The following is a 25,945-nucleotide window of genomic DNA, read 5'->3' as shown; positions in this document are numbered from 1 at the left end:
CGAAGGTCGCTCAACAGCGACTTTTCTAATATAGCATTTCTCTAACATGATGTCAAACAAAAATCACAAAAAGTTTTTTTGTTTAATTACATCTCGTTAGCGACGCTTAATAATATAACACACATTTATTTTCATATGCAAGCTTTTCCTCATAAAAAGTTAAAGTAATGAAAGTAGCTAGGGTCAGCACCTTTTAGAAACTTTCAGCTGCTGCCCTCGATACTTTTACAACTAAGTTGTACCCAGCATATGAAAAAGTGGCAACATCGTAACTAAAAACAATATAAATACAAAACCACCTATTACAACAAATAAAGCGGGTTGAACAATCCTTAATCCCTTCTGTACTTCCTCCTCTAGTTCTTCCATTAAAATATCACCGTAATGTTCTAAATCAGCAGCTAAGTAACCTGTTTTCTCACCATTATTTACAACAATTGAGAGTTCTTCACAAAAGAAATGTTTCTCCCTTAATATTTCATAAAGAGGCTGACCTTGAAGTAACTCGCTTTTTATTACCGTACACTCTTCTCTAAAAAAAGGTAAATAGTTTTGATTTTCAAATTCTACAAGAGCTTGTTGTAAAGTCATACCTGATTGAAGTAATCTTCCAAGATGCAATGAAAACACATAGGAAATAATCATCTGAACATACCTTCTGCAAATTGGGAATTTCAAAAATAGTTGAATTCGGTCATGAGCTGTCCATTTTCTCCACTTAATCTGAACGATTACAAAGAGACAAAGTAACAACAAAAAGAAAGCAGAAAGAAAGTAAGGAGTTAACAGGAGGATCTTCATAAAGATAATGGTGTAAAAAGGAGGGGTATTTGTCATTAGATTAAAAACAGTTTGAAAGTGCGGAATAACAAAATGGAACATCAGAAGTAAAACAACTCCACACAGCATTAAAAGTGTGGATGGGTAACGGAGGAGTTTCCAAAGTTCATTTGTCATTTTTAACTGGTGATGCAATAAAGTACCCGCTTGAGTAAACCCTTCAGCTAATTGACCTTGTCTTTCATAAAAATAAAGAAAAGATTTAATACTTGAGGGTATATCAACATAATCAAACGCTACATGTACAGGATGCCCTTCCTTTAACTGAATCAGGACTTCACCAAGTTGCATCTGTAGTTCAAGGTTAACGTGCAATTGTATAAATTTTAAAGCAGTTTCAAGTGGGTAGCCTAGCTGCAATAACCGACCGATCCTTAGTAAGGAATTAGCAATTAATAAAATATGTTGTCTTTTTCTTTGTTTATTAAACATTCTCATTAATAACCCTCTGCCACTCAACGTCTTCAATAAAGCCAAGAGCCCAAGCCTTGTTAACAGCTTTAGAAAAAGGTTTTTCATTAATGCTTGAGTTGTTTAATACAGCATTTTTTAATTTAGCTCCGCTTAATCCATCAAAAAGCGCAGCTCTCGCACGTTGCCTTACTCCCCGGCATAGAGGGTGACATCTTTCCTGACAAAGCGGACATTTAATATTAATAATACGTTGAGATAAAACTAATTTACAACATTCTAGTAGATCAAAACGAGACACCCCTAAATCCATCATTCTCATTAATGCCGTATTACAATTTTGAGCGTGAACAGTTGCCAGTACTACGTGACCAGTTAATGAAGCTCGGATAGCTATAGCTGCTGTGGCTTCGTCTCTAATCTCACCAATTAGTATGACATCCGGATCATGTCGTAAACAAGCAGTTAACACTGAATTAAAAGATAAACCGGTTTTGCTGTTTACTTCGACTTGAACAAGATTTGGAATGGACCTTTCCACTGGGTCTTCTATTGTAATGATTGACTTCCCTCCTATACGTAACATTTCTTCAATAATCGTATATAATGTGGTCGTTTTCCCCGATCCTGTAGGACCAGTAATAAGACATAAACCTTGGGAGAAATTCGTAATGCTCTTAATTAAATTGGAATGAGTCTGAAGGATAGTTAGTGAGGAAATCGTTTGAGTAGAGAAATGCGGGAGAATTCGGATGGCTAAACTTTCAAAGTTTTTACTTGGAAGTGTTGAAAAGCGAAGAGAATATGTTTGATTATTTTCAATATGCATCACCGAGGAACTTTGGGGCTTTCGGCGCTCACCAATATCTAAACCTGAACGATATTTAAAATGACTTATAAGACGTTCTGCTAAGTGGGATTGAAGCCTTTTCCATTTCTCAACCTTCCCATTTAAGCGATACATGACATTGTACTCGTCTTCACTGGGAATAAAGTGAAGATCTGTAACATTCATTCTAATCGCTTCATTTAGAAGGCGTTGACTGTAATTTTCTATTTCAAACACTTTAATCACTCCTTTCAATTTTATTATAGATTCAACATATATTTTACAAAATCCTTTTAACATGCATAAAAAATCACCTTAAGTTTCACAATATATTTTGAATGTCAGTAGCCACTTTTTTTCTTCTGAGTTTTCATATTTAAATAAATATCATAGTTAAACATAAGCCATACTATCTTTATAATGATGGGCTATAGCCAAGCGGTAAGGCAACGGACTTTGACTCCGTCATGCGTTGGTTCGAATCCAGCTAGCCCAGTTTTTTAAAAAGGATGACTTAAGGTTCCAACGACCTTAAGTCATCCTTTTTTTTCGAATAATATCCTCCTTCTTGCATAGGGTTGAAACATAGACAACCCTTAATAGAATACCTATTTCTAGTCAAGTCAATTTTAGAGGTGATTATTATTAAGTTATTTAGTGAGTTTAAGGAATTTGCTGTTCGAGGGAATGTTATTGATATGAGCGTTGGTGTCATTATTGGGACAACATTTGCAAAAATAGTTGAATCATTAGTGTCTGATATTATAATGCCTCCCTTTAGTTTGATTTTTGGCCAAGTCGATTTCTCTAATTTATACATTAATCTTTCAAATCGTCGATTTAATAGCTTCCAAGAAGCAGAAGCAGCAGGAATTCCTATGTTAAATTACGGATCTTTTTTAAACCACGCCGTTCATTTCGCGATTGTAGCATTCGTACTTTTTCTATTCGTCAGACAAGTCAACCGGATCAGAAGACCTCAAGAAGATCCTTTATTAAATATGAAAACAAAGTTATGTCCTCATTGCTGCCAATCTGTAGCTTTTAAAGCGACAAGGTGCCCGCATTGTACATCAGATCTTGAAGATTTCAGAGCAAAGGTAAAACAGCATCCTACTTATGTGAGAGTTCAACGAAAATCATCTTCTTGACTTCGCTTTCCTATCGTTAGACTTGCGAGTTTGAATTAACGTTTTTGGGGGTTGTTTCTTTATCCATTTAATAAATTTCTTTAACTCTTCATCATCTTTTAACCGTTCTAAGCTCATTAAACGTATAGCTAATTCTTTATTCGTATAAAGTGCATGAATTTGTTTATGACACGGGATACAAATCTCAACTGTAGGAAGGTGATTTCCACCTTCCTCTTTTGGTGTTAAATGATGAAGTGTTAATTCCACTTCATCCCGCTCACATAACTGGCATTGACCAATCTTCTTCCTCATGACCGTTCCCTTTCTGTTCTGAAGCTATAAACCTCAAAATACCATTACGTCTAAGACACCTTTCCCCGGTTCCTTTCTGCTTTCTCGCGTTTCATCTGAACAAAACTAATTAATAGAAAGTTCATACCAATAATCATTGCAATAAAAGGCCCAAAAAGAAATTGACCTTGTTGCAAGCCTGAAAAAAAGAGAAATAACGAACTTACAGTAACAATACAGCCTAAAATAAAAAATGATACCAAATTCTCTCCCTCCTTCCATCTATATTAATCATCATTTCCTTATTTATATGAAAAAGTAACACACATCACCGACAAAATTTGCTACGATAGGACAAGATGTGATTAAGAAAGGAGATATGTATTTATGCAAGTGGCATACTATCAAGATAAAGTAATTTATCTACCTAGCTATGAGCGTGATAGATGGCAGCAATTATATATGGCTAGTATTAGACAAGAAATCACTTGTATACATTGCCATTCTCCATTGCGAATGGAACTTAGTATCCTTGAACCGCCTTTATTTGTTCACTTACAGGTTTCGAAAGAATGTATGGAAACATCTTTACTAATGGAAAAAAAGTTAAGTGAAACTCATAAAAAAGAAGATTCCCCCCCTGTCCAAGTATCGTCTACTGGAATTCAACTACCGATCAGAAGACCAATTTCTACTGAAATGGAACCAGCTCGTTTATGGAGAGAACCCGAAGCAGTAAAAGCTATCCCTCCATTTATGAACGAAAACAAAGTAACCAACATCTCAAATGATGACTATTATAGGCAGTCTCTAAAATCTAGTGGCATCTTCCTTGATGACAATCAGTGGGAAGCTGTCCAAACAACGGAAGGTCCTTTACTCATCCTAGCTGGTGCAGGCAGTGGTAAAACAAGAGTTTTAACAACAAGAACAGCTTTTATGCTGTCAGAACGGAACTACTCACCAAAAGAAATGATTCTTGTGACTTTTACCGCAAAAGCAGCAAAAGAAATGAAAGATCGAATGCGTCTGTATCCAGGTCTTGATTCCCGGACATTGAATCAGTTAGTCATCGGAACATTCCACAGTATTTTCTATAAAATGCTCATGCACCATAATCCAGATAAATGGAGCCCTACAAAACTCTTAAAGCAAGACTGGCAAAGACAAGCTATGATTAAAGAAGCTGGCAGAGAGATTGACCTAGATGAGAAAGACTTTGCTTTTGATCAAGCCTTAACTCAAATTAGTTGGTGGAAGAATCATTTACTTTCTCCTGATAAAATAAAAGCTAAAGATGTTTGGGAGGAAAGAGTTACCTATCTGTATAAACGCTATGAACAAATGAGACAATTAAAAAACACTTTTGACTTTGATGATATGCTCGTTGGTCTTTTTGAACTTCTAAAAAGTGACGATAGTCTGTTAAAAAGATATCAGGAGCGCTTCTCTTATGTTTCAATTGACGAATTTCAAGATATAAATAAAGTCCAAGTTGAACTGATGACCATGTTAAGTGCTAGAAAGAAAAATATTTGTGTTGTAGGGGATGATGATCAATCTATCTATGCATTTAGAGGAAGTGACCCCTCCTACATATTGAAATTCAAAGATCAATATCCTGAAGCAAAAATGGTCGTACTAAATGAGAATTATCGCTCTTCACATGAGATTGTTTCATCTGCCAATAACGTGATTCACGCGAATAAAGAACGCTATTCCAAACAATTGTTAGCACAGGTAGCGTCAAATCATCGGCCAATCTTCTTTTATCCATATGATGAAGAAGAAGAAGCGACAATGATTGTTACTGATATAAAGAAACAACTTGAAGCTGGCTCCAGTCCGTCTGACTTTGCTATTTTATTTCGGACAAATACTTCGGCTCGAGCTCTAATTGAACGCTTTGTTTCATCAAGCATTCCTTTCCAATTAGAGGCTGACGGAGAGTCTTTTTATCGCCGTAAAGCCGTTAGAAAAATCTTATCTTATTTACGGCTTGCCCTTAATCCTGATGATAATAAAGCTTTATCGGACTTGATTGGAGCCTTATTTTTGAAACAAGAAACGCTACAAGAAATAAAAGCAAAAAGTATTATCCACGACTGCTCATTCGTTGAAGCTTTACCATATATAGAAGGCTTAAAACCTTTTCAAACAAAAAAACTAGCAGACCTACCGAAAAAGTGGAAGCAACTATCGACAAAAACTCCAGTTGATGCAATTTCATTTATTGAAACGGAGATGGGCTTTAATGATTATGTAAAAAAGCAAGGCAACGAAGGAAATAAAATGGATAGAGGGTCCGATGATATTCGTGATTTAAAAGTAGCCGCAAGACTACATCCAACAATTGAAGACTTTCTCAATTATATTGATCATATGATCATCAAATATGACGAATTACGAACTCAGAAAACAAACAATCACTCCACTCAACTCATGACGATTCATCGAGCAAAAGGCTTAGAGTATAAACATGTTTATATAATTGGAGCCGTTGAAGGTGGTTTACCTCACGATTATGCTCTTGAAGCTTGGCGAGAGGGTGACGACAAGCCTCTCGAAGAAGAAAGACGACTTATGTACGTTGCAATGACTAGAGCTGAGAATAGCTATATATATCCGTACCAATTATGAGACGAGGCAAAAAGGCTTTTGTTTCTCGTTTTGTTCGAGAAATAAACAGGTTAGCACCTAAAAAAGCAATTACGTATTAAGAAAGGAGATACAATGGAACCTTTACAACAAATTGAACGCACTGAGTTATGGGTGAAAGATAAACTAGACGGGGAAGGTACCGGTCACGATTGGCATCATATTCATCGAGTCACCACTCAAGCCAAAGAAATTGCTGAAATTGAAGGTGCAGATGTATTTATTGTTACATTAGCAGCCTTACTACATGATCTTATTGATGATAAAGTGGTCGTTAGTGAAGAAGAAGGATTAAAAGAAGTAACTAATTGGTTGGAGGAAATCGGAACAACTGTTGAACAACGAAACCATATTTTAACCATTATTACAACAATGTCTTTTAAAGGAGGAAACAACGAGCCTGTTACAACACCCGAAGCGCAAGTTGTACAAGATGCTGACAGACTCGATGCGATCGGAGCAATTGGAATCGCTCGAACATTTGTCTATGCCGGCAGTAAAGGCGACCCCATGTATAACCCTGAACTAGCTGTTAGAGAAAGCTTAACATTAGAAGAGTACCGAAATGGACAATCAAGTGCGATAGGCCATTTTTATGAGAAACTACTAAAGCTAAAAGATCTCATGAATACGAATGAAGGAAAAAAACGAGCAGAAACCAGACATAAATTTCTAGAAGATTTTTTAAATCAGTTTTTAACTGAATGGTCATAATTTCTCTATTAGAAATATTAGAAAGCCCTAAAGGATGAACGTCTCCTACACGTTGATAGATAAGGATGTCTCAACAAATCGCTGAGACATCTTTTCTTATTTTTCTACTTCCTGTTTTCCTTCGTTCTCATTTTCTAAGTCGTCTGTTTTTTCTAATACTAGTTCTTCTAGATCTAATAGATACCCCTCTGATTTTTCGTTTTGTTTATTCTCCTTTACTTGTACCTTAAATTTCTTATAAACAAACTCTTCACTAGTAGCTTCAATTTCGGCTTCTTTCTTTTGATGAATGTACAATAAAGGTACTGTTTTCTTTGCCATTTTCTCACTCCCTTTGATCTAAAATGATCTCCCCTCATTTATACTAAGCTACGGACAAATGTATGTTAGTGAAATAAACAATGATTAAAAGTGGATAAGCCACATATGTATAGTTACTAGGATCGGAACAGAATTTTAAATGCGGTGAAAATATGGAACGAACAAATGAACAACTACAGGAAGCGCTCCTTAAAGTAGAAGAAGCAACTCACATCTACAAGCAATTATTGGAAAAACTACAAGTTAAAGAGGAAAATAACATTCAAAATCAATCTTTGAAGTCATTAAAAGTTCTTGTAAATGCTAAACAAACCATTCTCAATCCTTCCATTACTTTCGAAGATATTGGAGAAAATTCAGTACTTGAACAAGAGATTCCTTCTGGACATATGTTAACGACATTTTATAAACGTAGTCCTTATCAACCAAATGTTTCTTATCTAACTGAACCGGTCTGTTTAAGACCTTGGCTTGCTTACCGAATGTTAAAATAACAATTAACCTAAAATAGTTGTCTTAAAAACCCAAAAGTATCTGGGAATTTTAAGGCAACTTTTTAGTTACATGGACAACGAGTTATCGATGTGGACATTCACCTACTTATAGATTTCTCATATGATATCTAGAATTAAAAAGGAGGAATTAACTATGTATGGTCCACAAGATATTTCTGTACAGTATTTACCACCTACGGTTGTTAGTCAGTATGTGGGACAATGGATTACGACTTCCATACCAACTTACGGTCAAGTGACTGCTTATATTACTGACTACAATCGCAGAACAGGTATGGTTTCCATGTTCATGTACCGCGCTCCATCTTATCAACCACAATTTATTCAAGTACATCACAGTGATCTAGTTGGGATCGCTCCTTATTATGGGCCAATCCCACCTCGTCCAACTCCGAGACCACCGAGACCTTGGCAGCCAGGGCAACCTTGGCAACCTGGAACTGGCGGCGGCTTCTGGCCTTGGCTCTTCTATCAAACTGGTGTATTTGGTCAACCAGGGCAACCATATAGAGACGATCATTACTACTATTAATCTAAATATCAAATAAAAACAAAAGGGGTTATCCGAAAAAAGTCATAAGTTTGACCTTTCGAATAACCCTAAAGCAATGTATCGCCTCGCTAAATTAAAGCTTTAAAATCACTATTATTTATCAGCTACATCTTATGACATAGATAAAATATTAAAACCACTGTCAACGTGTAAAAGTTCACCAGTTATACCTCTTGATAAATCACTCATTAGAAACAGTGCCGTGTCACCAACTTCTTCTTGAGTTGTTGTACGACGTAACGGTGCTCTTTCTTCAATCTCCTTAAGAACATCATTAAATCCACCAATTCCTTTAGCGGCCAATGTACGTATTGGACCAGCTGAAATCGCGTTTACACGAATGTTTTCTTTTCCTAAATCATTAGCTAAATATTTAACACTCGCATCAAGTGATGCTTTTGCAACTCCCATGACATTATAGTTTCTTACTACTCTTTCCCCACCAAGGTAAGTTAGTGTGACAATGCTTCCACCTTCTGTCATGATTGTACGTGCAACTTTTGCAACAGCTGTAAGAGAATAAGCACTAATATTTTGAGCAAGAAGAAAACCATCACGGGTTGTATTTAGATATTCTCCTTCTAACTCTTCCTTATTAGCAAACGCAATACAATGAGCAATTCCGTGAATGTTGCCTACTTCAGTTTTGATTTGTGAGAACGTCTTTTCAATTTCTTCATCACTTGTAATATCACAAGGTAAAATTAAATGATCTTTTCTTTCTAGTGTTTCTGCTAATTGGCGGACATTTTTTTCAAGTCTTTCTCCTGCGTATGTAAAAATTAATCTAGCCCCTGCATTTGCTAATGACTGAGCAATTCCCCATGCAATACTTCTTTTATTAGCTACACCCATTACTACATATGTACGATTTTCTAAAGATAATTGAATCATTGTTTCCCCTCCATTATGAGTAGTTCTTAATACCAGATACTAAGAATTATAACACATCCATTCTTTGTTAGATAGTTCAACATTAAAGTTACTATCCCTTCTTTGTTTCAATATTCCTTTGTTCAAACTGACATGACTGACATTTATAGATAATATTTTGATTCGATTGTGCTGTAAACAAAAGATTGATTGGTTTTTGATCCTGACATTTAGGACATGTAACCATAATATCTGGGGTCATTCTATTCCCTCCTTTTTTACACTCCATGATTCCCTTTTAGCGCTTTGCGCATTCATATCCAGCTTATTATATAAGATTTTTTCGTATATTTGTGTTATTTCCATTACGCTAGTTTTTTCAGCTCATAAAAAGAAGACGAAAACCAATATGATTTTCGTCTTCTTCGGTATTTATCAGTGCTGTATTCTAAATCATTGCTCATATGAACTATTTGATAAAAACGTTTTAGGAAGTGCTGTACGCGTGTACCTCTTAAGTCGACCTCTACTGATTCCGGAGGATATACGATAATAAAACTCTCAGGACCTGAATGTGCTAACACACGTGGTAATCGCTCAAGCTGTGGATGCCAAGCAACCGTACCTCTCCTAGCACTAAATACAAGTACAACATCATCGGTTCTAAGTAAAGGCATATACGTATTATGCCAGTCATTCCACGAATGAAGACTAGTCATCGTCACTTTAACATCTGGTTTCATTTTATTAAAAGTCCTAGCATAACTTTTCAGATTATCCTTCACAACGTAACAAGTAATGGAAGCTCCTAATTGATTTGCTAAAGATTTCGCTGCTTTAACCGATTGGTAATAACCAGACTTATGATCAAATCCAGATGGAATAATAATAACAATTCTCTTGGTTGTATTTAGTGGATGTCCTAACTTAGAAACTAAAACCATCTGCGTCGTTCTCTCTAGAAGTTGGTCAAGGATTCCTCCAAATATTTTCTGTGGAGTAGATAGCTTACCGTTCCAACCAATTACAGCCGTGGTAATTCTAGATTCTTCCATTGCCCGAATAATTCCTGATGTAATATTCGTATCAACGAGTCAGCATCTGAATGGGCACTTCTGCTCCTGCAGCGTAGGAAACAGCATGACCTAATATCTTTTCAGCTTCAACAATTTTCGATTCGGAATTTTCTCTCCCACCTTGAGCAACAGCTAATGTATACAACGGTTGAGGTGAATGACCTCTAATCATGAAAGACAAATCCATTAATGACTCCATCGTCTTAGGATTAGCGATTGGAACTAAAACGCGCTCAGGAGCTGAAGATGGTTCGTAAGGTTTCTGCTCTTCTTTCATGGCAATTATTCTAGAATATTTCTCAACTGTATACGGACCGATCATACACGTAATTAAAATCATTACAATAATAGCATTCACAGTGCCTTGATCAAAGAACCCTAAGTCAAAACCAACCAATGTCGCTGCTAGAGTGGCGGCGGCCTGTGGAATAGTCAAACCAAACATCAACTTGACTTCTTCCTTTGAATATTTATAGATCTTTCCTGAGATCCAAGCAGCTAGAAATTTTCCAATTATAACAAATGAGACTACAAATAAAGCTTTGAACCAAGCGGTTGGATCATTAAATAGAATCCTCAGATCCATTAACATGCCTACAGATAATAAAAAGAACGGAATGAATAACGAATTTCCAATGAATTTGATTCGATTCATTAATGGACTCTTTTCAAAAATAAACCGATTTAAAGCCAAACCTGCCAAAAAAGCACCAATAATAGGTTCTAACCCAGCAACAGTAGCAAAATAGGCAGACACGAAGAGCATCGTCATAACAAATATATACTCTAAAGTCCCTTCAGTACTTAATGTGCGGAAGAAAAACTTTGCTGCGATCGGAATAAAAATAAACACCGCAGCAACATAAACGAATAATGAAACAATTAACACAAACCAAAAATTAGGAGTCAGTTCACCTTGAGTTGAACCGGCGACAACTGCCAGTATTAAGAGAGCCAAAGTGTCGGTCATAATCGTTCCACCAACTGAAGTGGTAACAGCTTTATTCTTTGCTATCCCTAACCTACTTGCTATTGGATAAGCAAGTAGGGTGTGTGAACCTAATAAGGAACCTAATAAGATAGAACCAGCGATGGAATAACCAAAGAAATAAGCTCCTATTGTTCCGATGATAAAAGGAATCGTAAAAGACATCGTCCCAAATGTTAAACTTCTTTTTCGGTATTTCTTAAAACCTTCAAGGTCAATCTCCAATCCGGCAATAAAAATAATATACAAAAGTCCAACGGTACCTAGCAAAATAATAGTAGGATCACGATCTAAAACCCCCAAACCGTTTGGACCAATTATGACTCCTGCAAAAATAAAACCAATAATTCCTGGAATTCTTAGTTTTGCCATAATAAGCGGAGCGACTAAAAAGACAAACATAGCTATAGCAAAAATAAGAACAGGATTAGTAACAGGTTGTGTAATCAATAGCTCTCACACCTTTTTCTTTTATTGTAGAAGCGCTCCTTTTCTAGCATGTTGCTCATACTCTCATGCTCGCAAAGATCAACACTTAATCGTGATCTTATTCATATTAAAGAAGAAAATGTAGACCTGTCAATATCAAGCTCAAATGAAATCCCTTACACCATTTTTCTGTTTTTAAATGCTGTTCATTGCTTCTTTATCTTTGGTTAAGCTATGATTAAAATGATGAAAAGGAGAACTGTCATGAAATTTGATATTATCGGGGATATACATGGATGTTATGATGAGTTACTAGCTCTTATGTCCAAACTAGGCTATCAAGAAAAGGAAAATTCCTTTGATCATCCAGAAGAAAGAAAATTAGCTTTCGTTGGTGATTTAACGGATCGTGGCCCAAATTCAGTTGAGGTGATCAAAACCGTAGCGAATTTAGTAGAAACCGGACAAGCTTACTATTGTCCTGGTAATCATTGTGATAAACTATACAGGTACTTCTTAGGTAGAAAAGTTCAAATCACCCATGGTTTAGAAACAACCGTTGCTGAGTTAAACGGCCTGCCAAACAAAGACTTTAAACGCATACGTCATCAGTTTTTGACGTTAGTTGAAAAATCACCACTTTATCAAGTACTAGATGACCATAAATTAGTCATTGCTCATGCTGGAATTAAATCGAGTTATATTGGACAAACAAACAAACGCGTTAAAACATTTGTTTTATATGGTGATATTACTGGAGCTAAGAACCCAGATGGTACACCAGAACGGCTCGATTGGGCTAAACACCATCAAGGAAGTGAGTGGATTGTTTACGGCCATACACCTGTAAAAGAACCACGCTTCCTACATCGCACGGTAAATATTGATACTGGTTGCGTATTTGGCGGAGCATTAACTGCATTACGCTATCCCGAAATGTCTATTGAACAGGTGTCCTCTTTACAACCTTATGTAAAAGAAAAATTTAAAGATTTTGAATCAGATTAATTGAGGTGTAATGCTATTGAGAATGTTGATTGTTTTTGTATTATCCTTTCTACTCCTAATAGGATGTGGTCCAGAATTATCTATTGATTTTGATCAAGAACAAACACGTATTATTTATGACGAGAGTCTGGATCTTATCTCTTTCTATGTTCGTTTAGAAAATAACGGCCAATTACCTGCCAATGATTTATACGCACGATTTATCATTGATCAACCACTACAAGAGGCGATTGGTGGAATACCTGAATTTATTTTTACGAATTCAGCTGGAGAACCAAATTTATTTCAGATTTCCGGAGGCTCAAGTTATTTTATTGCTGAAGCATTCTACTTAGAAGCAGAAATAAAGGAACAAGATTTAATCAATTCAGTCCTTGTAGAAATATATGATCAGAAAGACCAAATCGTAGCGAGTCATACAATAGAACATGTTACCTCAGAGTAAAGCATCAATAAGGCTTGTTCCCAAGACGAAGGGAACAAGCCTTATTTTCCTTATTCGACCTCGCCCACCTTACGAAAATCGCTTTTGTATCAGTTTACTACCAATTTCCTCATATCTTCCGGTACCCCCTGAGAAATGTTAATTAGTTCGTCTGTAAAAGGATGCATAAATTCAACCTTGTGACAATGAAGTGCTTGGCGTTGTATTTCTTCAGTGTTTCCTCCGTACAGATCATCCCCTAATAAAGGAAACCCAAGATAGGAAAAGTGTACACGTATTTGATGTGTTCTTCCTGTTTCTAATTTAATTTCAACCACTTTATTATTATTTCCTTGGTTCACTACCGAATAATGTGTAATTGCTCTTTTTCCAGAGTCTGTTACCATTCGTTTTATAATGCTTTCTGGATCACGTCCAATTGGAGCATCAATCGTACCTGTATTCGTTGGTAGTTCCCCTTTTACAACTGCTGTGTAATAGCGGTTTACTTTTCCAGATTGTTGAAGTTTTGACAAGCGATCATGCGCTAGACGGTGCTTAGCAATAATCAATAAACCGGATGTATCTTTGTCTAGTCTATTGACAGCATGAAAAGTCGCAGGATGATGATTCATTGAGTAATATCCAATAATAGCATTTGCCAATGAGCCTGTTGGATGTTCTCGTGAAGGGATTGTTGGCATCCCAGCAGTTTTGTTAACAACAAGCAAATGGTCGTCCTCATAACCAATGTCTAAAGGTACAAATTCTGGGACGAGTGTTGTGCTAATTTGTTCATTAGGTAAACCAATTTGCACGTGATCACCTGTTCTTAAAGTCGTTCTGACCGTAACCTCTTGGTTATTAACTAATATAAGACCATCATTAAATTTAATATCAGCTAATGCTCTTTTCGATATATGACATTTTTCTTTTAAGAAAAGTCGAAGCAACTGGTTGTTCCAGTCATCTTCGACTTTCCAATTAAGCAGCGCTACATAGTTACTCACGAATGAAAGACTCCCTTACCCTTTTCCAAAATGGAAAAGGACGAAATCTTGCAAATCGAATTTTCTCTTCGGCAACACGACATTGTATAGATTTTACTCTGCTGTGGTTAAGCGTATAATGGTCAATTGTAACTTGAATGTCAATATCATTTATAGGTCTAAGTAAACAAGTATGATGCTGCGGTAGCACTAGAGGTGAACCTACAGTTCGGTAAACTCGATTATTAATGGAAGCCATTTCGGCTACTTGAATTGAAGCAAGTGACGGATGTAAAATAGCCCCCCCTAGAGCCTTGTTATATGCAGTACTACCTGAAGGAGTAGAGATACACAAACCATCGCCACGGAACACTTCAAAAGGTTCTCCTTTTATATCAACAGTACTAACGAGAGAACCGCCCAGACTTTTTACCGTACACTCATTCAAAGCTAAATGACGCTCAGTACTGGTTTCACCTTCACTTCTAATAACCACTTCAAGAAGTGGGTACTCAACGATTTGGTAGGGAGTTTTAGCGATATGAATCACGAGCTTTTCGACTTCATCAGGCACCCAGTCCGCGTAAAAACCTAAATGACCAGTATGAATCCCAACGAAAGCGGTGTCCTCTAGACGATCACAGTAGTCATGAAACGCCTGCAAAAGCGTGCCATCTCCTCCAACCGTAACAACCATTTCTGGTTCTTTCTCGTCATGCTTTAATCCAAAGTCAAGCAAGTAGCGTTTAATCCTCTGCTGCAATGTATTTGACACATCATCTCCACGAGACGTAACCGTAAATTTCATTATATCCCTCCATCTACAGCTTCCTTCCTTGCTCCTGCTTTCTAGTAATAATTCGTTGAGCTTCCCTTACTTCATCACGAATAATAGACATTTCTTCATCAAGTTGAAAGGCTGATTCTGCTGCACGTTGCAATCGAATTTTTATGTATTCGGGTATTTCACCACTATACTTATAGTTTAATGAATGTTCTATCGTTGCCCAGAAATTCATTGCCAACGTTCTTACTTGTAATTCAACTAATATCCTTTTCTCTCCTTCAATCGTTTGAACCGGATACCTTAGAATAAGATGATAGGATTGATAGCCACTCGGTTTTTTCTTAACAATATAATCCCGTTCTTCGATAATATCGAAGTCCGTTCTAGTTCGAACTAGTTCAACTACTGTTTCAATATCTTCAACAAATTGAGTTACGATTCGTAATCCAGCCAAATCCTCCATCTTGTCTTCCAACTGATCAAGCGGCACATTTTTCCGCTTTGCTTTGTCCAATATACTTGAAACGGGCTTCACTCTACCCGTTACAAACTCAATAGGAGTGTGCATAGATGATTTTTGATATTGCTCTCTTATTCCTTTCAGCTTTACTTTCAATTCTTCCACTGCCTGTTTATAGGGTGTCAAGAAAATATCCCAATTACTCATCATATCACCATCCGTCTTATCTTGAAGAACGCCTATGATTTCCTCTTAAGCGCTATTACCTTTAAAGGAAAATGTCAGAAACGGCTTTTTCCATTTCTTCGCCGTAGTTACTATTTCCCTCAATATTCTCTGTAAGAAAAGCAAGCTCATCAGCAATTGCCGTTAATTCGATGTTCAAGCTATTTCCTAGTTCAAGGTCTAGTGACCCTTGGTTTGCTAAAAGTTTCTTCAAAGAAGGCCATGTTCCCTTCCCAAAACTTACATAATAATAATCTAATTCATCTTCAATTATGTATATAAAAGCTAACCCGTCAGAGTCTACAAGCATGCGATTGCCAGCTTTTAATGTTCTAGCTAATTCCACGTTCAATTCTTCTTTCACTGACGCTACAAATCCTTCAGGTTTCTCCTGAATTTCTGTTACATTTAATTTTTTCATTATGTACCTCCAACCAATTCACGTACCTGTGTAAGACTTCACTTTATTCTACCATAAATCTCAAAAAAAATACGTATCAATGCCTTTGTCTATTATTGAAAATCATTTTTCACATAAAAGTTAAACAACAACTGTTATACTAATAAAAAACCTAATAATACAATGAATTACAAGTAGAAAAGGCGGGTTAGCAATGTCACAAGAAATTGAAATTGAAGTTAAGTCGATGATAACGAAAGAAAACTATCATGAATTGCTTAAGGGATTTAATTTAACTGAAGCTGATGCAATTGTTCAACATAATCATTATTTTGAAACCCCTAGTTTTTCTTTAAAAGCAACTGGTTCTGGTCTGAGAATCCGTGAAAAAAAAGGGATATTCACGTTAACACTTAAGCAACCTCATGAAGTAGGTAAACTAGAAACCCATCAGGTAGTCAGCCATGATGAATGGCTTAATGCTAAAGACAACTGTATTCTACCTGATGGAAAAGTAATGAATCAATTAAGGAACTTAAAAATTCCAACAGATCAATTACAATTTGTGGGTACTCTAACAACAAAACGGATCGAAATAAACTATGAAGAAGGTCAATTATGTTTTGATCAGAGCAGTTACTTTGATCAGATTGATTATGAGATTGAATTTGAAGGTAAGACTGAGCATCACGCTAAATCAACTTTATTACAATTACTTAGTAGCTATGGTTTAGAACAAACACCCACTCATAATAAAGTAAGACGCTTCTTTAATACGAAGTATAAGAAACAGGCATAAGTAATACAAACCAAAAACAACCAATTGTAGGTGTTACATTCATTTGCTATTATAAAGTATAGATCGAATAATAGAGGTGGCATAATGGATTTAGCATTCCTTCAGCAAATTAATCGACACCAGTCGATAAACGGACTTTCTTCTTTTAATAAGTCACAACAAACCAATATGGTACAGACAATGTTTTCTCAGTTTTTAGAGGAACAAATGAGTCGGTTGCAAATGAATACACCAAGCCCCAGAAATATGGACTTATTTCTTGATCCAACCTTAAAACAGCGAGTAGAACAAGCGCTAGGTCAATCTACTTTGCAGAATCAAGAACCAATACAGCTTAAACAAATTAGTTCAAACTGGACAAACTCATTGACTGAACGTGAATCACGATTCCAACCTTTAATTGAGTCTGCCGCTAAAAAATACAATTTAGACCCTAAGCTCATTCACTCCGTTATTAAACATGAGTCAAATTTTAATCCGAATGCCAAAAGTCACGCTGGTGCAATTGGATTAATGCAACTCATGCCAGCTACAGCTAGGGGATTAAATGTTCAAAACATTTATGATCCAGCTCAGAACATAGATGGTGGAGCTAAATATTTGAGACAGATGCTCGATAAGTATAAGGGTGATGTTCGCCTTGCCCTGGCTGCTTATAATGCCGGACCAGGTAATGTTGATCGTTTCGGTGGCATTCCCCCATTTAAAGAGACACAAGCATATGTTCCGAAAGTATTTAACACGTATATGAATGCCTAAAAAATAAAATGTCAGGGTTATCCAAAAAGGTCAAAATTGAGATCTTTTTGGATAACCCTTCTTTTTTGGTTTGTAGTGCTTAAATATAAATAAAAATCGTGAAATTTGCTGTCCACATTATCTATTGCTACAATATGAGAAGAGTTACATTACAGAGGAGATTTTAAGTCATGACCAATTCAAGTCAAACTCCATACGATGCGTTAGGAGAAAAAAAATTATCTTTATTAGTAGATACGTTTTATGACAAGGTTTCTAAACATTCAGATCTTGCTCCTTTATTTCCAACAGACTTAGCTGAGACAGCAAGAAAACAAAAGCAATTTTTAACTCAATTTTTAGGTGGACCTACCCTATATACAAACGAACATGGACACCCTATGTTACGCGCTCGACACATGCCGTTTATCATTACCCCCATACAAGCTGAGGCATGGCTTGATTGTATGAAAGAAGCAATGGATGAAACTCAAGTTAACGGCCCAATCCGTGAGTACATGATTGAACGATTAACAATGACCGCTCATCATATGGTAAATCATCCGTAATAGAAAGGAGAAATGACCATTGAACCAAAAGAATATTCCTTCAACTTGCGATACTCACCTTGGCGTTTGTGGTCTAGATCCGGATAATCATTTTTCAAGTAAGCGCCATAAACCGATAGAACTATATACATTTATCGATCCATTGTGTGCTGATTGCTGGGCTTTTGAACCAATGCTAAAAAAACTTCAAGTTGAATACGGAGAATACTTTCGAATTCGAACACTTGTTGCAGGACGTCTTCAAGCTTGGAATGTGTGTAAACCTACTCCTAAAGGGGTGGCTGCAAAGAAACAAGAAATCGCTTCTATTTGGGAACAAATCGCGCACAAAACTGGGATGTCTTGTGACGGTGACGTATGGTTAGAAAATGACTGGCACTCACCTTATTTAGCTTCTGTCGCAATTAAGGCGGCTGAATTACAAGGCCCACAACTCGGAGCTCGTTTTTTGAGAAAAATGAGAGAAGCTTTATTTTTAGGAAAACAAAATATCACTCAACAGGATGTTTTGATTAACTGTGCGACTAAAGCTGGATTAGACATAAATGAATTTAAACATGATTTATCTTCTCAAACAGCTTCTAAAGCGTTGCAGCATGATATTAAAACAACCAATGAAATGGGTGTTGATATCGTACCTACTTTTGTTTTCTTTAACGCGAATGTAGAAGATGATGGAATAAAAGTGACTGGAAATTATCCATATAAGGTATACGTGCAAATTTTAGAAGAGATGCTTGGCTTTAAGCCTGAACCGGCTAAAAAACTTTCATTGGAACAATTTTTAACTCGTTTTGAGTTAGTTGCGACGATTGAAGTTTCAGTTGTATTTGATATTTCAGAGGAAGAAGCAGAGAGACGTTTGAAAGCACTAGTTCTTCAACAAAAAGTCGAAGCAGTTCCTGTGAAATACGGTGTGTTCTGGCGCTCTTTATCGTGCTAACCATCATTTAAACTTGTACTTAAAATCTTCTAACTTAAAGCAATGCAACATAAATTAGTAATAATCATGTTGCTGATAGTTAGGAGGTTTTTATTTTGAATCGGGTTATTATTATTCTCGGGATTTTCTGCACATTAGTGAGCTTTTATTTGTATATGTTGTCATTACTTAGTGTTTTTCCTTTCTGGATTTCAATCCCCTTGTTACTCGGCTCTCTCTGTCTTACCTTCTCTCCCCTTTCTAAGCAAAAGCGCTTTAAAGGATTTCGATAATAGAAAAAGGGTTATCCGGTATGGATAGCCCTTTTTCTATTATTATTCGTTTGCTTCTAATAATTGTTCCATTTCCTCTAGTGTCTTTTCGAAGACCGCTAGTGCCTGCTCAATAGGCTCTGAAGAAGTCATATCGACTCCTGCACGTTTTAGCACCTCAATCGGATAATCTGAACTTCCTGCCTTTAGAAAATCTTTATAGCGTTCAACTGCAGATTCTCCTTCTTCAAGTACTTGCTTGGATAGAGCTGCAGCAGCACTATATCCTGTTGCATATTGAAAAACATAGAAATTGTAATAGAAGTGAGGAATCCTTGCCCACTCTAGACCAATCTCCTCATCAATCACAATATCTTCACCGAAGTATTTTTTATTAAGGTCATAGTAAGTTGCCGTTAATAATTCTGGTGTTAATGCTTCACCACCAGCTGCTTTCTCATGAATTAACTGTTCGAATTCAGCAAACATCGTTTGACGGAAAACCGTCCCTCTAAAACCTTCTAAGAAATGGTTAAGTAAATACAGCTTTTCTTTTGGATCATTCGTATTTTTAACCATATAGTCATTTAATAAAGCTTCATTTAATGTTGAAGCGACCTCTGCTACGAAAATCGTATAATCGCCGTATAAGTACGGCTGGTGTTTACGTGTGTAATAGCTATGTAAGCTATGACCAAATTCATGAGCAAGAGTAAACAGATTATTTACGTTGTCTTGCCAGTTCATAAGAATGTATGGCATTGTACCATAAGATCCCGATGAGTAAGCGCCACTTCTTTTCCCTTTGTTCTCCTCCACATCAACCCAGCGCTTCGTAAAGCCCTCTGTTAATGTCGAGACGTACTCTTCCCCTAGTGGAGCAACACCTTTAATAACAAGGTCTTTTGCTTTCTCATACGGAATTTCCATTTTGACATCTTTTACAAGGGGTGTATAAAGATCATACATATGTAATTCTTCTACACCTAACACTTTTTTACGTAAACGTACGTAGCGGTGAAGTAAATCTAAACGTTTATTGACAGTCTCAACCAACTGGTCATAAACCACTTCAGGAATATGATTTGTACTAAGAGCTGCTTCACGCGCTGAATTGTACTTTCTTACTTTTGCATAGAATAAATCACGTTTTACCTGACCACTTAGTGTTGAAGCAAATGTATTCTTATATTTATCATAAGTCTCATACACAGCTTTAAACGCTTCTTCTCTGACTTTTCTGTTATCACTCTCTAAAAACCTTATAAATCTTCCATGAGTAATCTCAACTTCTTCTCCATCTTCATCTTTTACGGATGGAAATTTAAGATCTGCATTATTCAACATGCCAAACGTATTACTAGGGCTACTCATCACTTCGCTTGCTTGAGCAAGAATGGCCTCTTCTTTTTCAGATAAGACGTGGGCCCGTTGATCATTTAACTCAGCAAACATTTGCTTATATATTTTTAATCCATCGTGTTCATTCAGGAATTTTTCAATTTTTGATTCTTCAATCGAAAGTAATTCCGGTACAATGAATGAAGCTACTTGAGCTACTTGAGAAGCTAGACTAGCGGCGCGGTCATTTAATCCTTGGTAGTAGGAATTAGTCGTATCTTGGTCATAGCGCATGTGAGCATATGCATATAAACGCCCTAGCTTTTCTGTTATTTCATTTTGCTTTTCAAGCGCCACAAAAAGAGAAATCGCTGAATCAGCCAATGTTCCTTTGTAAGCCTCTAAGTAAGGAAGTTGAATTTGAATTGCTTTAAATTCTTTCTCCCATTCTTCATTTGTAGTAAAAATGTCTTCTAGATCCCACGTTTTTTCTACTGGAATCTCATCGCGTTTTGGTAATGTTTTTGACAATAGATTGCACCTCCAAATTCGGGTCAAGGGAAATCCCTTCTACCTATATATTCGTCTTTCGTACACTTATTCCTTTATTGTAACCTTGATTGTTTTGATTCATGACTTGCACTTTTAACATATGATCTAGCTTAATCGCTTCTTCTAAGCTAGATGGGATCGTGATGTCTTTCACTCTTTTGTAATCTTCCTCTTTTTCGTTTATTTTTTCTAAATATCCTATCTTAACTAAAAAATGCAAATAGCCTTTAACAGCTAATTCCCAGTGAGTCGAACTAGGCATTCGTCTTAGATTAATCCAATTATGTTCAATATAGAAATACATACATTGAGAGACTATTCTTCGGGGGAAAGATCGTTGCAAAGGTTGGTGTTGCAAACATTCAAAAAGTAGTAAGAGTTGCCAATGTTTCGGAGATGAGGCAAAAAGATAATGATAGGCAGTTGGCCATCCTGCTTCTATTGGAAAGAAACCCGGTGGTATACGATTTTTATAAAGAAGGTTTCTACTATTCCTTTGTAACTTTGAAGGGTACGGGGAGAGAGTTTGATAACGCCAATTTTTCTTAATTGTTAGCCATTTTTCAAGAATATTAATATTTTCTTTACTTTGAGGGTAAATGATAGAGTCAATCGTTGTATGAAAAGTAGGAGTTTCATGATAAGAAGTTAAAACTTTAATAGGGGAATAGGGAGTTAGTTGATGAAGGTGAGCAAAACGATTCTGATCTGGACAAAAATAAGTAAGATGGAAATGGTGTTTCTTAGAGGTTCGGCTAGCCAGCCATTCAAAGGCTTTTAAAGAGAAGGTATTTGGTCCGTGGCGTTTTAAACGATTACCACCAAAGATCCATAAGGGGATGATTCCTATTTGTTCATATCCGCGTGTTCGTTTTTCCATTAAGGTAGTTTCCAAGGGAGAACATTGATATTCTAAAGCGTATAGTTTCTCGTTATAACGAAATAACAAATCAGGTCTTTGCCTAATGATTGGAAGATAGCATTCTAAGGCTACTTTTACATTTTGTTTTTTTAACCAGTTATACAGTTGCATCTTCCCTTTTAGATGGTACATACTCTCATGTTCTAATGAACCTTGACATTCATTTGAGTGATGAGCAAAATGCCACAACCTTGTTCTTCCTAATTTCAGTTGAACTTCTTGTTGACAAGTAGGGCAGTAAAATTTCCGTTTTTTTCTTAATTCCTTCAACTCCTCAACTCGCCAATCTTCACCCATTGAGATTATTGTTCCGTCTTTAAATTTTGCAACAAACAAGTAACCACCTCCATATTATGAACTAACTATTCGCCGGATCTTATAGAATTCCTTCATATGAAAAAAATAAATTAAGTTGTTCAAAGAAAAAGCAACCACTGACTAGGTTGCTTTTAGTTTTATAGAAGTGGTGATAACAATCTAGAAGTAGATTCAATGATGCGATTGAAAATAGAACGATTTTTAAATTGTTTAACATTCAACTGATTTGAATGTTCAAGATCATAAATGTAGTCACTCACTAATGTAGTGACGCTCTTTGTTTGATAAAGATAGGCATTCACTTCAAAATTCAAATGAAAACTGCGCATATCCATATTTGATGTGCCAATCGAGGCGATTTCGTGATCGACAATAATCAATTTGCTATGCATAAAGCCCCTATGATATTCGTATACCTTTACACCCGCATCAAGAAGCTCTGGAAAATAAGAGCGAGACGCATGAAAAACAATTCGTTTATCTGGACGACTAGGAACAAGCAATCTAACATCAATACCACTTAATGCGGCAATTTTTAGAGCACTTAATATATCATCGTCAGGAATAAAATAAGGACTTGCAATCCAAATCGATTTCTTTGCTGATGTAATCATTGAAAAGAACAATTTCTTATTTACTTCCCAACGAGTGTCAGGTCCACTTGCAATCATCTGTACACCACCATCGGCTTCAACAGACGTTAAAACGGGAGATAGATAAGTTGGATTTAAAATTGTTTCACCAGTCTGATAAAACCAATCTTGAAGAAAGATTAACTGAAGTGTTCTAACAGCTTCTCCTCTAATAAATAAATGTGTATCTCTCCAATTTCCAAAATAAGCATGTCTGCCTAAATATTCGTCGCCAATGTTTAAACCGCCTACAAAACCAATTACTCCGTCAATAACAATTATTTTTCGGTGATTTCTATAATTAAGCTTATGATTTAAAAAAGGCAACTTCACCGGAGAGAAAGCCTCTATTTCCACCCCTACATTTTTCAAGTCTCGAATATATTGTTTGGATAGACGCCAACTACCTACAGCATCATAAAGAAATCGTACTTCAACACCAGCTTTGGCTTTCTCAATTAAAATGTCTTTAATTTCCTGGCCTAATCTATCATCACGTACGATGTAATACTCAAGATGTATATGATGTTCTGCTAATTTTAACGCTTGTAAAATATGAGCATATGTTTCTTTGCCATCTGTCAGAACTTTTGTCTCAGTAGAAAATGAGATCGGATTATTTCCAAGTCGATGGGCCAATCGAAACAGAAGTTGTTGATGTCCGCCCATTTTTTTTACTTGATCTTCATTTAACTGTCTATGTCCTTCAATCTGCTGAAAGGCTTCCTCATCTTGTAGTGCCTTTTTCGAAAATGAACGATTTTTGCGGTGATTTTGACCAAAAAGTAAATAAAAGAAAAAACCGAATAAAGGAAAAGCAGCTAATACCAACAACCAGGTTAACGTCTTTGTTGGGTGTCGGTTTTCGAAAAAAATGACAACAGCAATAAAAAGAACGGATAAAGAAAACGCTACACTTATAACCCCTACGAACCAACCTTCCCAATAAACTCGGGTCATATATAGCACGCCAAAAATTAAAATTAAAAATAACATTATGTTTAATTGGTTTTTCATTTACACTCTCTCCGTCCCCTAAAAAACACTATTGCTCATAAAAAATGAGGGAATCCAAAAAGGAGTCCCCCATTCTATACGAACGTCATATGGAATCTGGGGTGTGTTACATCCCAAATCTTTTATTAATTTTTTGCGAAAGAATTTCGGATAACCGGTAGTGCATTATCTCTTACAATCTCTTTTCCATATTCCTTCATACGATAAATAGAAACATCGGATTCATATCCGTACTCGAGCATTTGACTCAACATATCATCCTGCTCATCCTCATTATATCGTTCATCATTAAAGAGCACGTGCAGGAAATACGTTCCTTCGAAGTGATAAAGCTCATTATATAGATCATCAATAAAGAAGTTATGACTTAGAGAAATCACATCTTCAAAATCTTTAAAACCAATCACAATTTCAAGATGTTCTGTGATTTGCTCTAGGTCATCTTCTTCATTGCCTGCCATTAAATCAACTAGGCTTGATTCCCCAGTTTCCTTGTCTGAAACAGGTATTTCAAGTTTCACATTTCCGTCAGACACCTGACCTCTTGTTACTACCACTTCTAAACCTTTATCCAAAGCATGAATTTGAATCCATAACGGTCCATCTAATTCAAACTCATCATCTCTATCGTTTACTTCGTTCATCATTTCGAAGAAGAGCTCTTCTCCACGCTCACGATTATACCAAATTTCATCCCTATCAAAGCCTCTATCCTCAATATCAGTGTACGTAATGTAAAATTTAATGGTCGTATCATTGACGCGTTCAATATCCATTTTTCGCTCTCCCTCCTAATCAGTAATAGTCGTTAACTACATCTTGATGAGGTATATGCCTAACCTCCTTCAATTCCTTAGTAGAATCATATTACCATACTATTTCAATTCTTGTATTGAAATACCTTCCTACTTGTCTGAATCTAAAAGAGTATCTTCGTCATCACCATCTATAAGATGCTTACTTCTATTTTATGATAAATTCTTTGAAATTGGAAATCTAAAAACTGGATTAAACCATATTTTCAAAAAATCATCGTTTAACCATCATATTTTCTTCTCTACAACCATATTGTTTGTTAATGGGGTCAGACAAGCCTTTCTAGAATCTTCTTTAAGAAATATATGAAAAGATGTTTGACAATATGAACCTAATTATGTGCATAACAACAAAGGATGATGAATAATATGGATACCGATTTTCTCATTTCTCTTTTAACCATTATTGGAATTGACATCATTCTAGGTGGTGACAATGCTATCGTCGTAGCTCTAGCCTGTCGAAATCTCCCAAAAGAAATTCGCAATCGTGCCATTGTCCTTGGTATCGGCTTAGCTCTTATTACGAGAATGTCTCTTACAGTTGTAGCTGTTCAATTATTAGAGATTCCCTTTCTTCTAGCTGTTAGTGGCGCGCTGCTCATTTACATAGCTTACAGTTTATTATCGGAACAAGCTGATGATCGACAAATTGAAGGTGGAACGAGCCTGTGGAGTGCAATCAAAGCTATTATTGTTGCTGACCTAGTTATGGGCTTTGATAATGTTATTGCCGTTGCAGGAGCTGCTCATGGGGATCATGTATTAGTTTTAATTGGACTACTTGTCTCCGTGCCTATTATCATTTGGGGTAGTAAATTAATCTTAAAAGCATTTGACCGTTTCCCTATTATAGTTTATATCGGAGCTGGTATTCTGGCTTATACAGCAAGCAGAATGATTACTCACGAGGAGATGTTAGCACCTCTTTTTAGTCAACACCCTTATTTCACTTTAGCCTTTAAAGCACTTATTATTGCAGGTGTATTAATTGCAGGTGTGATTCGAGTGAAAATGTCAAAAAAATAAAAAGCCGTTACCTGGTTACTCCCCTTAACTAATCCGTTCCATTGCGCTTTGGGCACTTGCTTTCCGAGGGGAGTTGCCAAGCCTCCTCGACGTTC

Annotated in this window: 29 protein-coding genes and 1 tRNA gene; 13 read left to right on the top strand and 17 right to left on the bottom strand. The window is 36.3% G+C overall.

The annotated features are described in order from the left end of the window. Nucleotides 1-231: 231 nt before the first annotated feature. On the bottom strand, nucleotides 232-1,278 hold the full coding sequence (gene comGB / locus JCM9157_RS19630) for a competence type IV pilus assembly protein ComGB (protein ID WP_035667456.1): 1,047 nt from the start codon (nucleotides 1,276-1,278) through the stop codon (nucleotides 232-234). Further along, nucleotides 1,265-2,317, bottom strand: coding sequence for a competence type IV pilus ATPase ComGA (comGA, locus tag JCM9157_RS19625; RefSeq protein WP_035667463.1), 1,053 nt, complete (start codon nucleotides 2,315-2,317; stop codon nucleotides 1,265-1,267). The genes comGB and comGA overlap by 14 nt, the downstream gene beginning before the upstream one ends. Nucleotides 2,318-2,504: 187 nt before the next feature. On the opposite strand from comGA, the gene JCM9157_RS19620 reads away from it, so the two are divergent. Both JCM9157_RS19620 and mscL read left to right on the top strand, forming a co-directional pair. Next, nucleotides 2,505-2,576: transfer RNA gene (locus tag JCM9157_RS19620), tRNA-Gln, on the top strand. A 148-nt stretch (nucleotides 2,577-2,724) separates the two neighbouring features. Further along, the gene (gene mscL / locus JCM9157_RS19615; protein ID WP_081734261.1) at nucleotides 2,725-3,231 is read left to right on the top strand and encodes a large conductance mechanosensitive channel protein MscL; all 507 of its coding nucleotides are present in this window, start codon (nucleotides 2,725-2,727) and stop codon (nucleotides 3,229-3,231) included. Here the strand turns inward: mscL and hlpB are convergent. Further along, on the bottom strand, nucleotides 3,220-3,525 hold the full coding sequence (hlpB, locus tag JCM9157_RS19610) for an HNH nuclease-like protein HlpB (RefSeq protein ID WP_035667455.1): 306 nt from the start codon (nucleotides 3,523-3,525) through the stop codon (nucleotides 3,220-3,222). The genes mscL and hlpB overlap by 12 nt on opposite strands. Before the next feature lie 50 nt (nucleotides 3,526-3,575). Next, entirely contained in the window at nucleotides 3,576-3,767 is a 192-nt protein-coding gene (locus tag JCM9157_RS19605; RefSeq protein ID WP_035667453.1) for a hypothetical protein, read from the bottom strand. A gap of 124 nt (nucleotides 3,768-3,891) precedes the next feature. On the opposite strand from JCM9157_RS19605, the gene JCM9157_RS19600 reads away from it, so the two are divergent. Together JCM9157_RS19600 and JCM9157_RS19595 are read left to right on the top strand one after the other, a co-directional pair. Then, the gene (locus tag JCM9157_RS19600) at nucleotides 3,892-6,144 is read left to right on the top strand and encodes an ATP-dependent helicase (RefSeq protein ID WP_369384779.1); all 2,253 of its coding nucleotides are present in this window, start codon (nucleotides 3,892-3,894) and stop codon (nucleotides 6,142-6,144) included. A 93-nt stretch (nucleotides 6,145-6,237) separates the two neighbouring features. Next, the gene (locus JCM9157_RS19595) at nucleotides 6,238-6,876 is read left to right on the top strand and encodes an HD domain-containing protein (protein ID WP_035667452.1); all 639 of its coding nucleotides are present in this window, start codon (nucleotides 6,238-6,240) and stop codon (nucleotides 6,874-6,876) included. 96 nt (nucleotides 6,877-6,972) lie between these two features. Here JCM9157_RS19595 and JCM9157_RS19590 read toward each other — a convergent pair whose 3' ends face one another. Beyond that, on the bottom strand, nucleotides 6,973-7,197 hold the full coding sequence (locus JCM9157_RS19590) for a hypothetical protein (RefSeq protein WP_035667451.1): 225 nt from the start codon (nucleotides 7,195-7,197) through the stop codon (nucleotides 6,973-6,975). Between the two features lie 152 nt (nucleotides 7,198-7,349). Here JCM9157_RS19590 and JCM9157_RS19585 point away from each other — a divergent pair, with 152 nt between their 5' ends. Both JCM9157_RS19585 and JCM9157_RS19580 read left to right on the top strand, forming a co-directional pair. After that, a complete protein-coding gene (locus JCM9157_RS19585) occupies nucleotides 7,350-7,691 on the top strand; it encodes a hypothetical protein (protein ID WP_035667450.1) in 342 nt (113 codons plus the stop codon). Nucleotides 7,692-7,845: 154 nt separating this feature from the next. Continuing rightward, nucleotides 7,846-8,244, top strand: a complete 399-nt coding sequence (locus JCM9157_RS19580) for a hypothetical protein (RefSeq protein WP_035667449.1) — start codon at nucleotides 7,846-7,848, stop codon at nucleotides 8,242-8,244. Between the two features lie 132 nt (nucleotides 8,245-8,376). On the opposite strand, the gene fabI is transcribed toward JCM9157_RS19580, so the two are convergent. From fabI to JCM9157_RS19570, 4 genes are all read right to left on the bottom strand, one after another. Next, on the bottom strand, nucleotides 8,377-9,159 hold the full coding sequence (gene fabI / locus JCM9157_RS19575) for an enoyl-ACP reductase FabI (protein WP_035667448.1): 783 nt from the start codon (nucleotides 9,157-9,159) through the stop codon (nucleotides 8,377-8,379). A gap of 91 nt (nucleotides 9,160-9,250) precedes the next feature. Then, nucleotides 9,251-9,400, bottom strand: coding sequence for a hypothetical protein (locus tag JCM9157_RS24960; protein ID WP_162831774.1), 150 nt, complete (start codon nucleotides 9,398-9,400; stop codon nucleotides 9,251-9,253). A gap of 103 nt (nucleotides 9,401-9,503) precedes the next feature. Next, complete coding sequence (locus tag JCM9157_RS26145) at nucleotides 9,504-10,193, bottom strand: hypothetical protein (protein ID WP_369384778.1); 690 nt, start codon at nucleotides 10,191-10,193, stop codon at nucleotides 9,504-9,506. A gap of 31 nt (nucleotides 10,194-10,224) precedes the next feature. Then, a complete protein-coding gene (locus tag JCM9157_RS19570; protein ID WP_369384777.1) occupies nucleotides 10,225-11,652 on the bottom strand; it encodes a cation:proton antiporter in 1,428 nt (475 codons plus the stop codon). Between the two features lie 243 nt (nucleotides 11,653-11,895). Here JCM9157_RS19570 and prpE point away from each other — a divergent pair, with 243 nt between their 5' ends. Both prpE and JCM9157_RS19560 read left to right on the top strand, forming a co-directional pair. Then, entirely contained in the window at nucleotides 11,896-12,639 is a 744-nt protein-coding gene (prpE, locus tag JCM9157_RS19565; protein ID WP_035667446.1) for a bis(5'-nucleosyl)-tetraphosphatase PrpE, read from the top strand. A 16-nt stretch (nucleotides 12,640-12,655) separates the two neighbouring features. Next, entirely contained in the window at nucleotides 12,656-13,084 is a 429-nt protein-coding gene (locus tag JCM9157_RS19560) for a hypothetical protein (protein ID WP_035667444.1), read from the top strand. Between the two features lie 89 nt (nucleotides 13,085-13,173). Here the strand turns inward: JCM9157_RS19560 and JCM9157_RS19555 are convergent, their stop codons facing one another. The 4 genes from JCM9157_RS19555 to JCM9157_RS19540 are packed head-to-tail and all read right to left on the bottom strand — an operon-like array spanning nucleotide 13,174 to nucleotide 15,945. Beyond that, entirely contained in the window at nucleotides 13,174-14,073 is a 900-nt protein-coding gene (locus JCM9157_RS19555; RefSeq protein ID WP_148296920.1) for an RluA family pseudouridine synthase, read from the bottom strand. Beyond that, on the bottom strand, nucleotides 14,066-14,860 hold the full coding sequence (locus JCM9157_RS19550) for an NAD kinase (protein ID WP_035667442.1): 795 nt from the start codon (nucleotides 14,858-14,860) through the stop codon (nucleotides 14,066-14,068). The genes JCM9157_RS19555 and JCM9157_RS19550 overlap by 8 nt, the downstream gene beginning before the upstream one ends. Nucleotides 14,861-14,873: 13 nt before the next feature. Then, nucleotides 14,874-15,509 (bottom strand): GTP diphosphokinase, encoded by a 636-nt coding sequence (gene yjbM, locus JCM9157_RS19545; RefSeq protein WP_035667441.1) that lies wholly within the window; start codon nucleotides 15,507-15,509, stop codon nucleotides 14,874-14,876. 58 nt (nucleotides 15,510-15,567) lie between these two features. Next, complete coding sequence (locus tag JCM9157_RS19540) at nucleotides 15,568-15,945, bottom strand: UPF0738 family protein (RefSeq protein WP_052013276.1); 378 nt, start codon at nucleotides 15,943-15,945, stop codon at nucleotides 15,568-15,570. Nucleotides 15,946-16,138: 193 nt separating this feature from the next. Here JCM9157_RS19540 and JCM9157_RS19535 point away from each other — a divergent pair, with 193 nt between their 5' ends. The 4 genes from JCM9157_RS19535 to JCM9157_RS19520 all read left to right on the top strand — a co-directional run bounded on the left by JCM9157_RS19535 (nucleotide 16,139) and on the right by JCM9157_RS19520 (nucleotide 18,973). Continuing rightward, nucleotides 16,139-16,723 (top strand): CYTH domain-containing protein, encoded by a 585-nt coding sequence (locus JCM9157_RS19535; protein ID WP_035667439.1) that lies wholly within the window; start codon nucleotides 16,139-16,141, stop codon nucleotides 16,721-16,723. An 84-nt stretch (nucleotides 16,724-16,807) separates the two neighbouring features. Further along, the gene (locus JCM9157_RS19530; RefSeq protein WP_035667437.1) at nucleotides 16,808-17,482 is read left to right on the top strand and encodes a lytic transglycosylase domain-containing protein; all 675 of its coding nucleotides are present in this window, start codon (nucleotides 16,808-16,810) and stop codon (nucleotides 17,480-17,482) included. Between the two features lie 170 nt (nucleotides 17,483-17,652). After that, a complete protein-coding gene (locus JCM9157_RS19525) occupies nucleotides 17,653-18,030 on the top strand; it encodes a globin domain-containing protein (protein ID WP_035667436.1) in 378 nt (125 codons plus the stop codon). Nucleotides 18,031-18,049: 19 nt separating this feature from the next. Continuing rightward, complete coding sequence (locus JCM9157_RS19520) at nucleotides 18,050-18,973, top strand: ClpXP adapter SpxH family protein (protein WP_035667434.1); 924 nt, start codon at nucleotides 18,050-18,052, stop codon at nucleotides 18,971-18,973. A gap of 314 nt (nucleotides 18,974-19,287) precedes the next feature. Here JCM9157_RS19520 and pepF read toward each other — a convergent pair whose 3' ends face one another. From pepF to mecA, 4 genes are all read right to left on the bottom strand, one after another. Beyond that, nucleotides 19,288-21,096: an oligoendopeptidase F gene (gene pepF / locus JCM9157_RS19515; RefSeq protein ID WP_035667432.1), complete on the bottom strand. Its 1,809-nt coding sequence runs from the start codon at nucleotides 21,094-21,096 to the stop codon at nucleotides 19,288-19,290. Between the two features lie 43 nt (nucleotides 21,097-21,139). Then, a complete protein-coding gene (locus JCM9157_RS23635; protein WP_052013275.1) occupies nucleotides 21,140-22,375 on the bottom strand; it encodes a competence protein CoiA in 1,236 nt (411 codons plus the stop codon). 119 nt (nucleotides 22,376-22,494) lie between these two features. Next, nucleotides 22,495-24,006 (bottom strand): cardiolipin synthase, encoded by a 1,512-nt coding sequence (gene cls / locus JCM9157_RS19505; protein WP_035667430.1) that lies wholly within the window; start codon nucleotides 24,004-24,006, stop codon nucleotides 22,495-22,497. A gap of 125 nt (nucleotides 24,007-24,131) precedes the next feature. Further along, the gene (gene mecA / locus JCM9157_RS19500) at nucleotides 24,132-24,782 is read right to left on the bottom strand and encodes an adaptor protein MecA (protein ID WP_035667428.1); all 651 of its coding nucleotides are present in this window, start codon (nucleotides 24,780-24,782) and stop codon (nucleotides 24,132-24,134) included. Between the two features lie 408 nt (nucleotides 24,783-25,190). Between mecA and JCM9157_RS19495 the strand changes: the two genes are divergently transcribed. Then, the gene (locus JCM9157_RS19495; protein WP_035667427.1) at nucleotides 25,191-25,850 is read left to right on the top strand and encodes a TerC family protein; all 660 of its coding nucleotides are present in this window, start codon (nucleotides 25,191-25,193) and stop codon (nucleotides 25,848-25,850) included. The last annotated feature ends 95 nt before the right edge of the window (nucleotides 25,851-25,945 follow it).

Origin of the sequence: Halalkalibacter akibai JCM 9157 (assembly GCF_000513135.1) — a bacterium.
Lineage (GTDB): Bacteria > Bacillota > Bacilli > Bacillales > Bacillaceae_D > Halalkalibacter > Halalkalibacter akibai.
The sequence above is the reverse complement of the archived record's forward strand: the minus strand, read 5'-3'. Positions and strand labels throughout refer to the sequence as shown.

Coding starts and splice junctions, on each gene's coding strand:
- JCM9157_RS19550 (WP_035667442.1), bottom strand. CDS start 14,860: ATGAAATTTACGGTTACGTCTCGTGGAGATGATGTGTCAAATACATTG.
- JCM9157_RS19495 (WP_035667427.1), top strand. CDS start 25,191: ATGGATACCGATTTTCTCATTTCTCTTTTAACCATTATTGGAATTGAC.
- comGB (WP_035667456.1), bottom strand. CDS start 1,278: ATGAGAATGTTTAATAAACAAAGAAAAAGACAACATATTTTATTAATT.
- JCM9157_RS19600 (WP_369384779.1), top strand. CDS start 3,892: ATGCAAGTGGCATACTATCAAGATAAAGTAATTTATCTACCTAGCTAT.
- JCM9157_RS19535 (WP_035667439.1), top strand. CDS start 16,139: ATGTCACAAGAAATTGAAATTGAAGTTAAGTCGATGATAACGAAAGAA.
- JCM9157_RS19585 (WP_035667450.1), top strand. CDS start 7,350: ATGGAACGAACAAATGAACAACTACAGGAAGCGCTCCTTAAAGTAGAA.
- yjbM (WP_035667441.1), bottom strand. CDS start 15,509: ATGATGAGTAATTGGGATATTTTCTTGACACCCTATAAACAGGCAGTG.
- JCM9157_RS19580 (WP_035667449.1), top strand. CDS start 7,846: ATGTATGGTCCACAAGATATTTCTGTACAGTATTTACCACCTACGGTT.
- JCM9157_RS19590 (WP_035667451.1), bottom strand. CDS start 7,197: ATGGCAAAGAAAACAGTACCTTTATTGTACATTCATCAAAAGAAAGAA.
- hlpB (WP_035667455.1), bottom strand. CDS start 3,525: ATGAGGAAGAAGATTGGTCAATGCCAGTTATGTGAGCGGGATGAAGTG.
- fabI (WP_035667448.1), bottom strand. CDS start 9,159: ATGATTCAATTATCTTTAGAAAATCGTACATATGTAGTAATGGGTGTA.
- prpE (WP_035667446.1), top strand. CDS start 11,896: ATGAAATTTGATATTATCGGGGATATACATGGATGTTATGATGAGTTA.
- JCM9157_RS19530 (WP_035667437.1), top strand. CDS start 16,808: ATGGATTTAGCATTCCTTCAGCAAATTAATCGACACCAGTCGATAAAC.
- JCM9157_RS26145 (WP_369384778.1), bottom strand. CDS start 10,193: ATGGAAGAATCTAGAATTACCACGGCTGTAATTGGTTGGAACGGTAAG.
- cls (WP_035667430.1), bottom strand. CDS start 24,006: ATGAAAAACCAATTAAACATAATGTTATTTTTAATTTTAATTTTTGGC.
- mecA (WP_035667428.1), bottom strand. CDS start 24,782: ATGGATATTGAACGCGTCAATGATACGACCATTAAATTTTACATTACG.
- JCM9157_RS24960 (WP_162831774.1), bottom strand. CDS start 9,400: ATGACCCCAGATATTATGGTTACATGTCCTAAATGTCAGGATCAAAAA.
- JCM9157_RS19540 (WP_052013276.1), bottom strand. CDS start 15,945: ATGAAAAAATTAAATGTAACAGAAATTCAGGAGAAACCTGAAGGATTT.
- JCM9157_RS19525 (WP_035667436.1), top strand. CDS start 17,653: ATGACCAATTCAAGTCAAACTCCATACGATGCGTTAGGAGAAAAAAAA.
- JCM9157_RS19595 (WP_035667452.1), top strand. CDS start 6,238: ATGGAACCTTTACAACAAATTGAACGCACTGAGTTATGGGTGAAAGAT.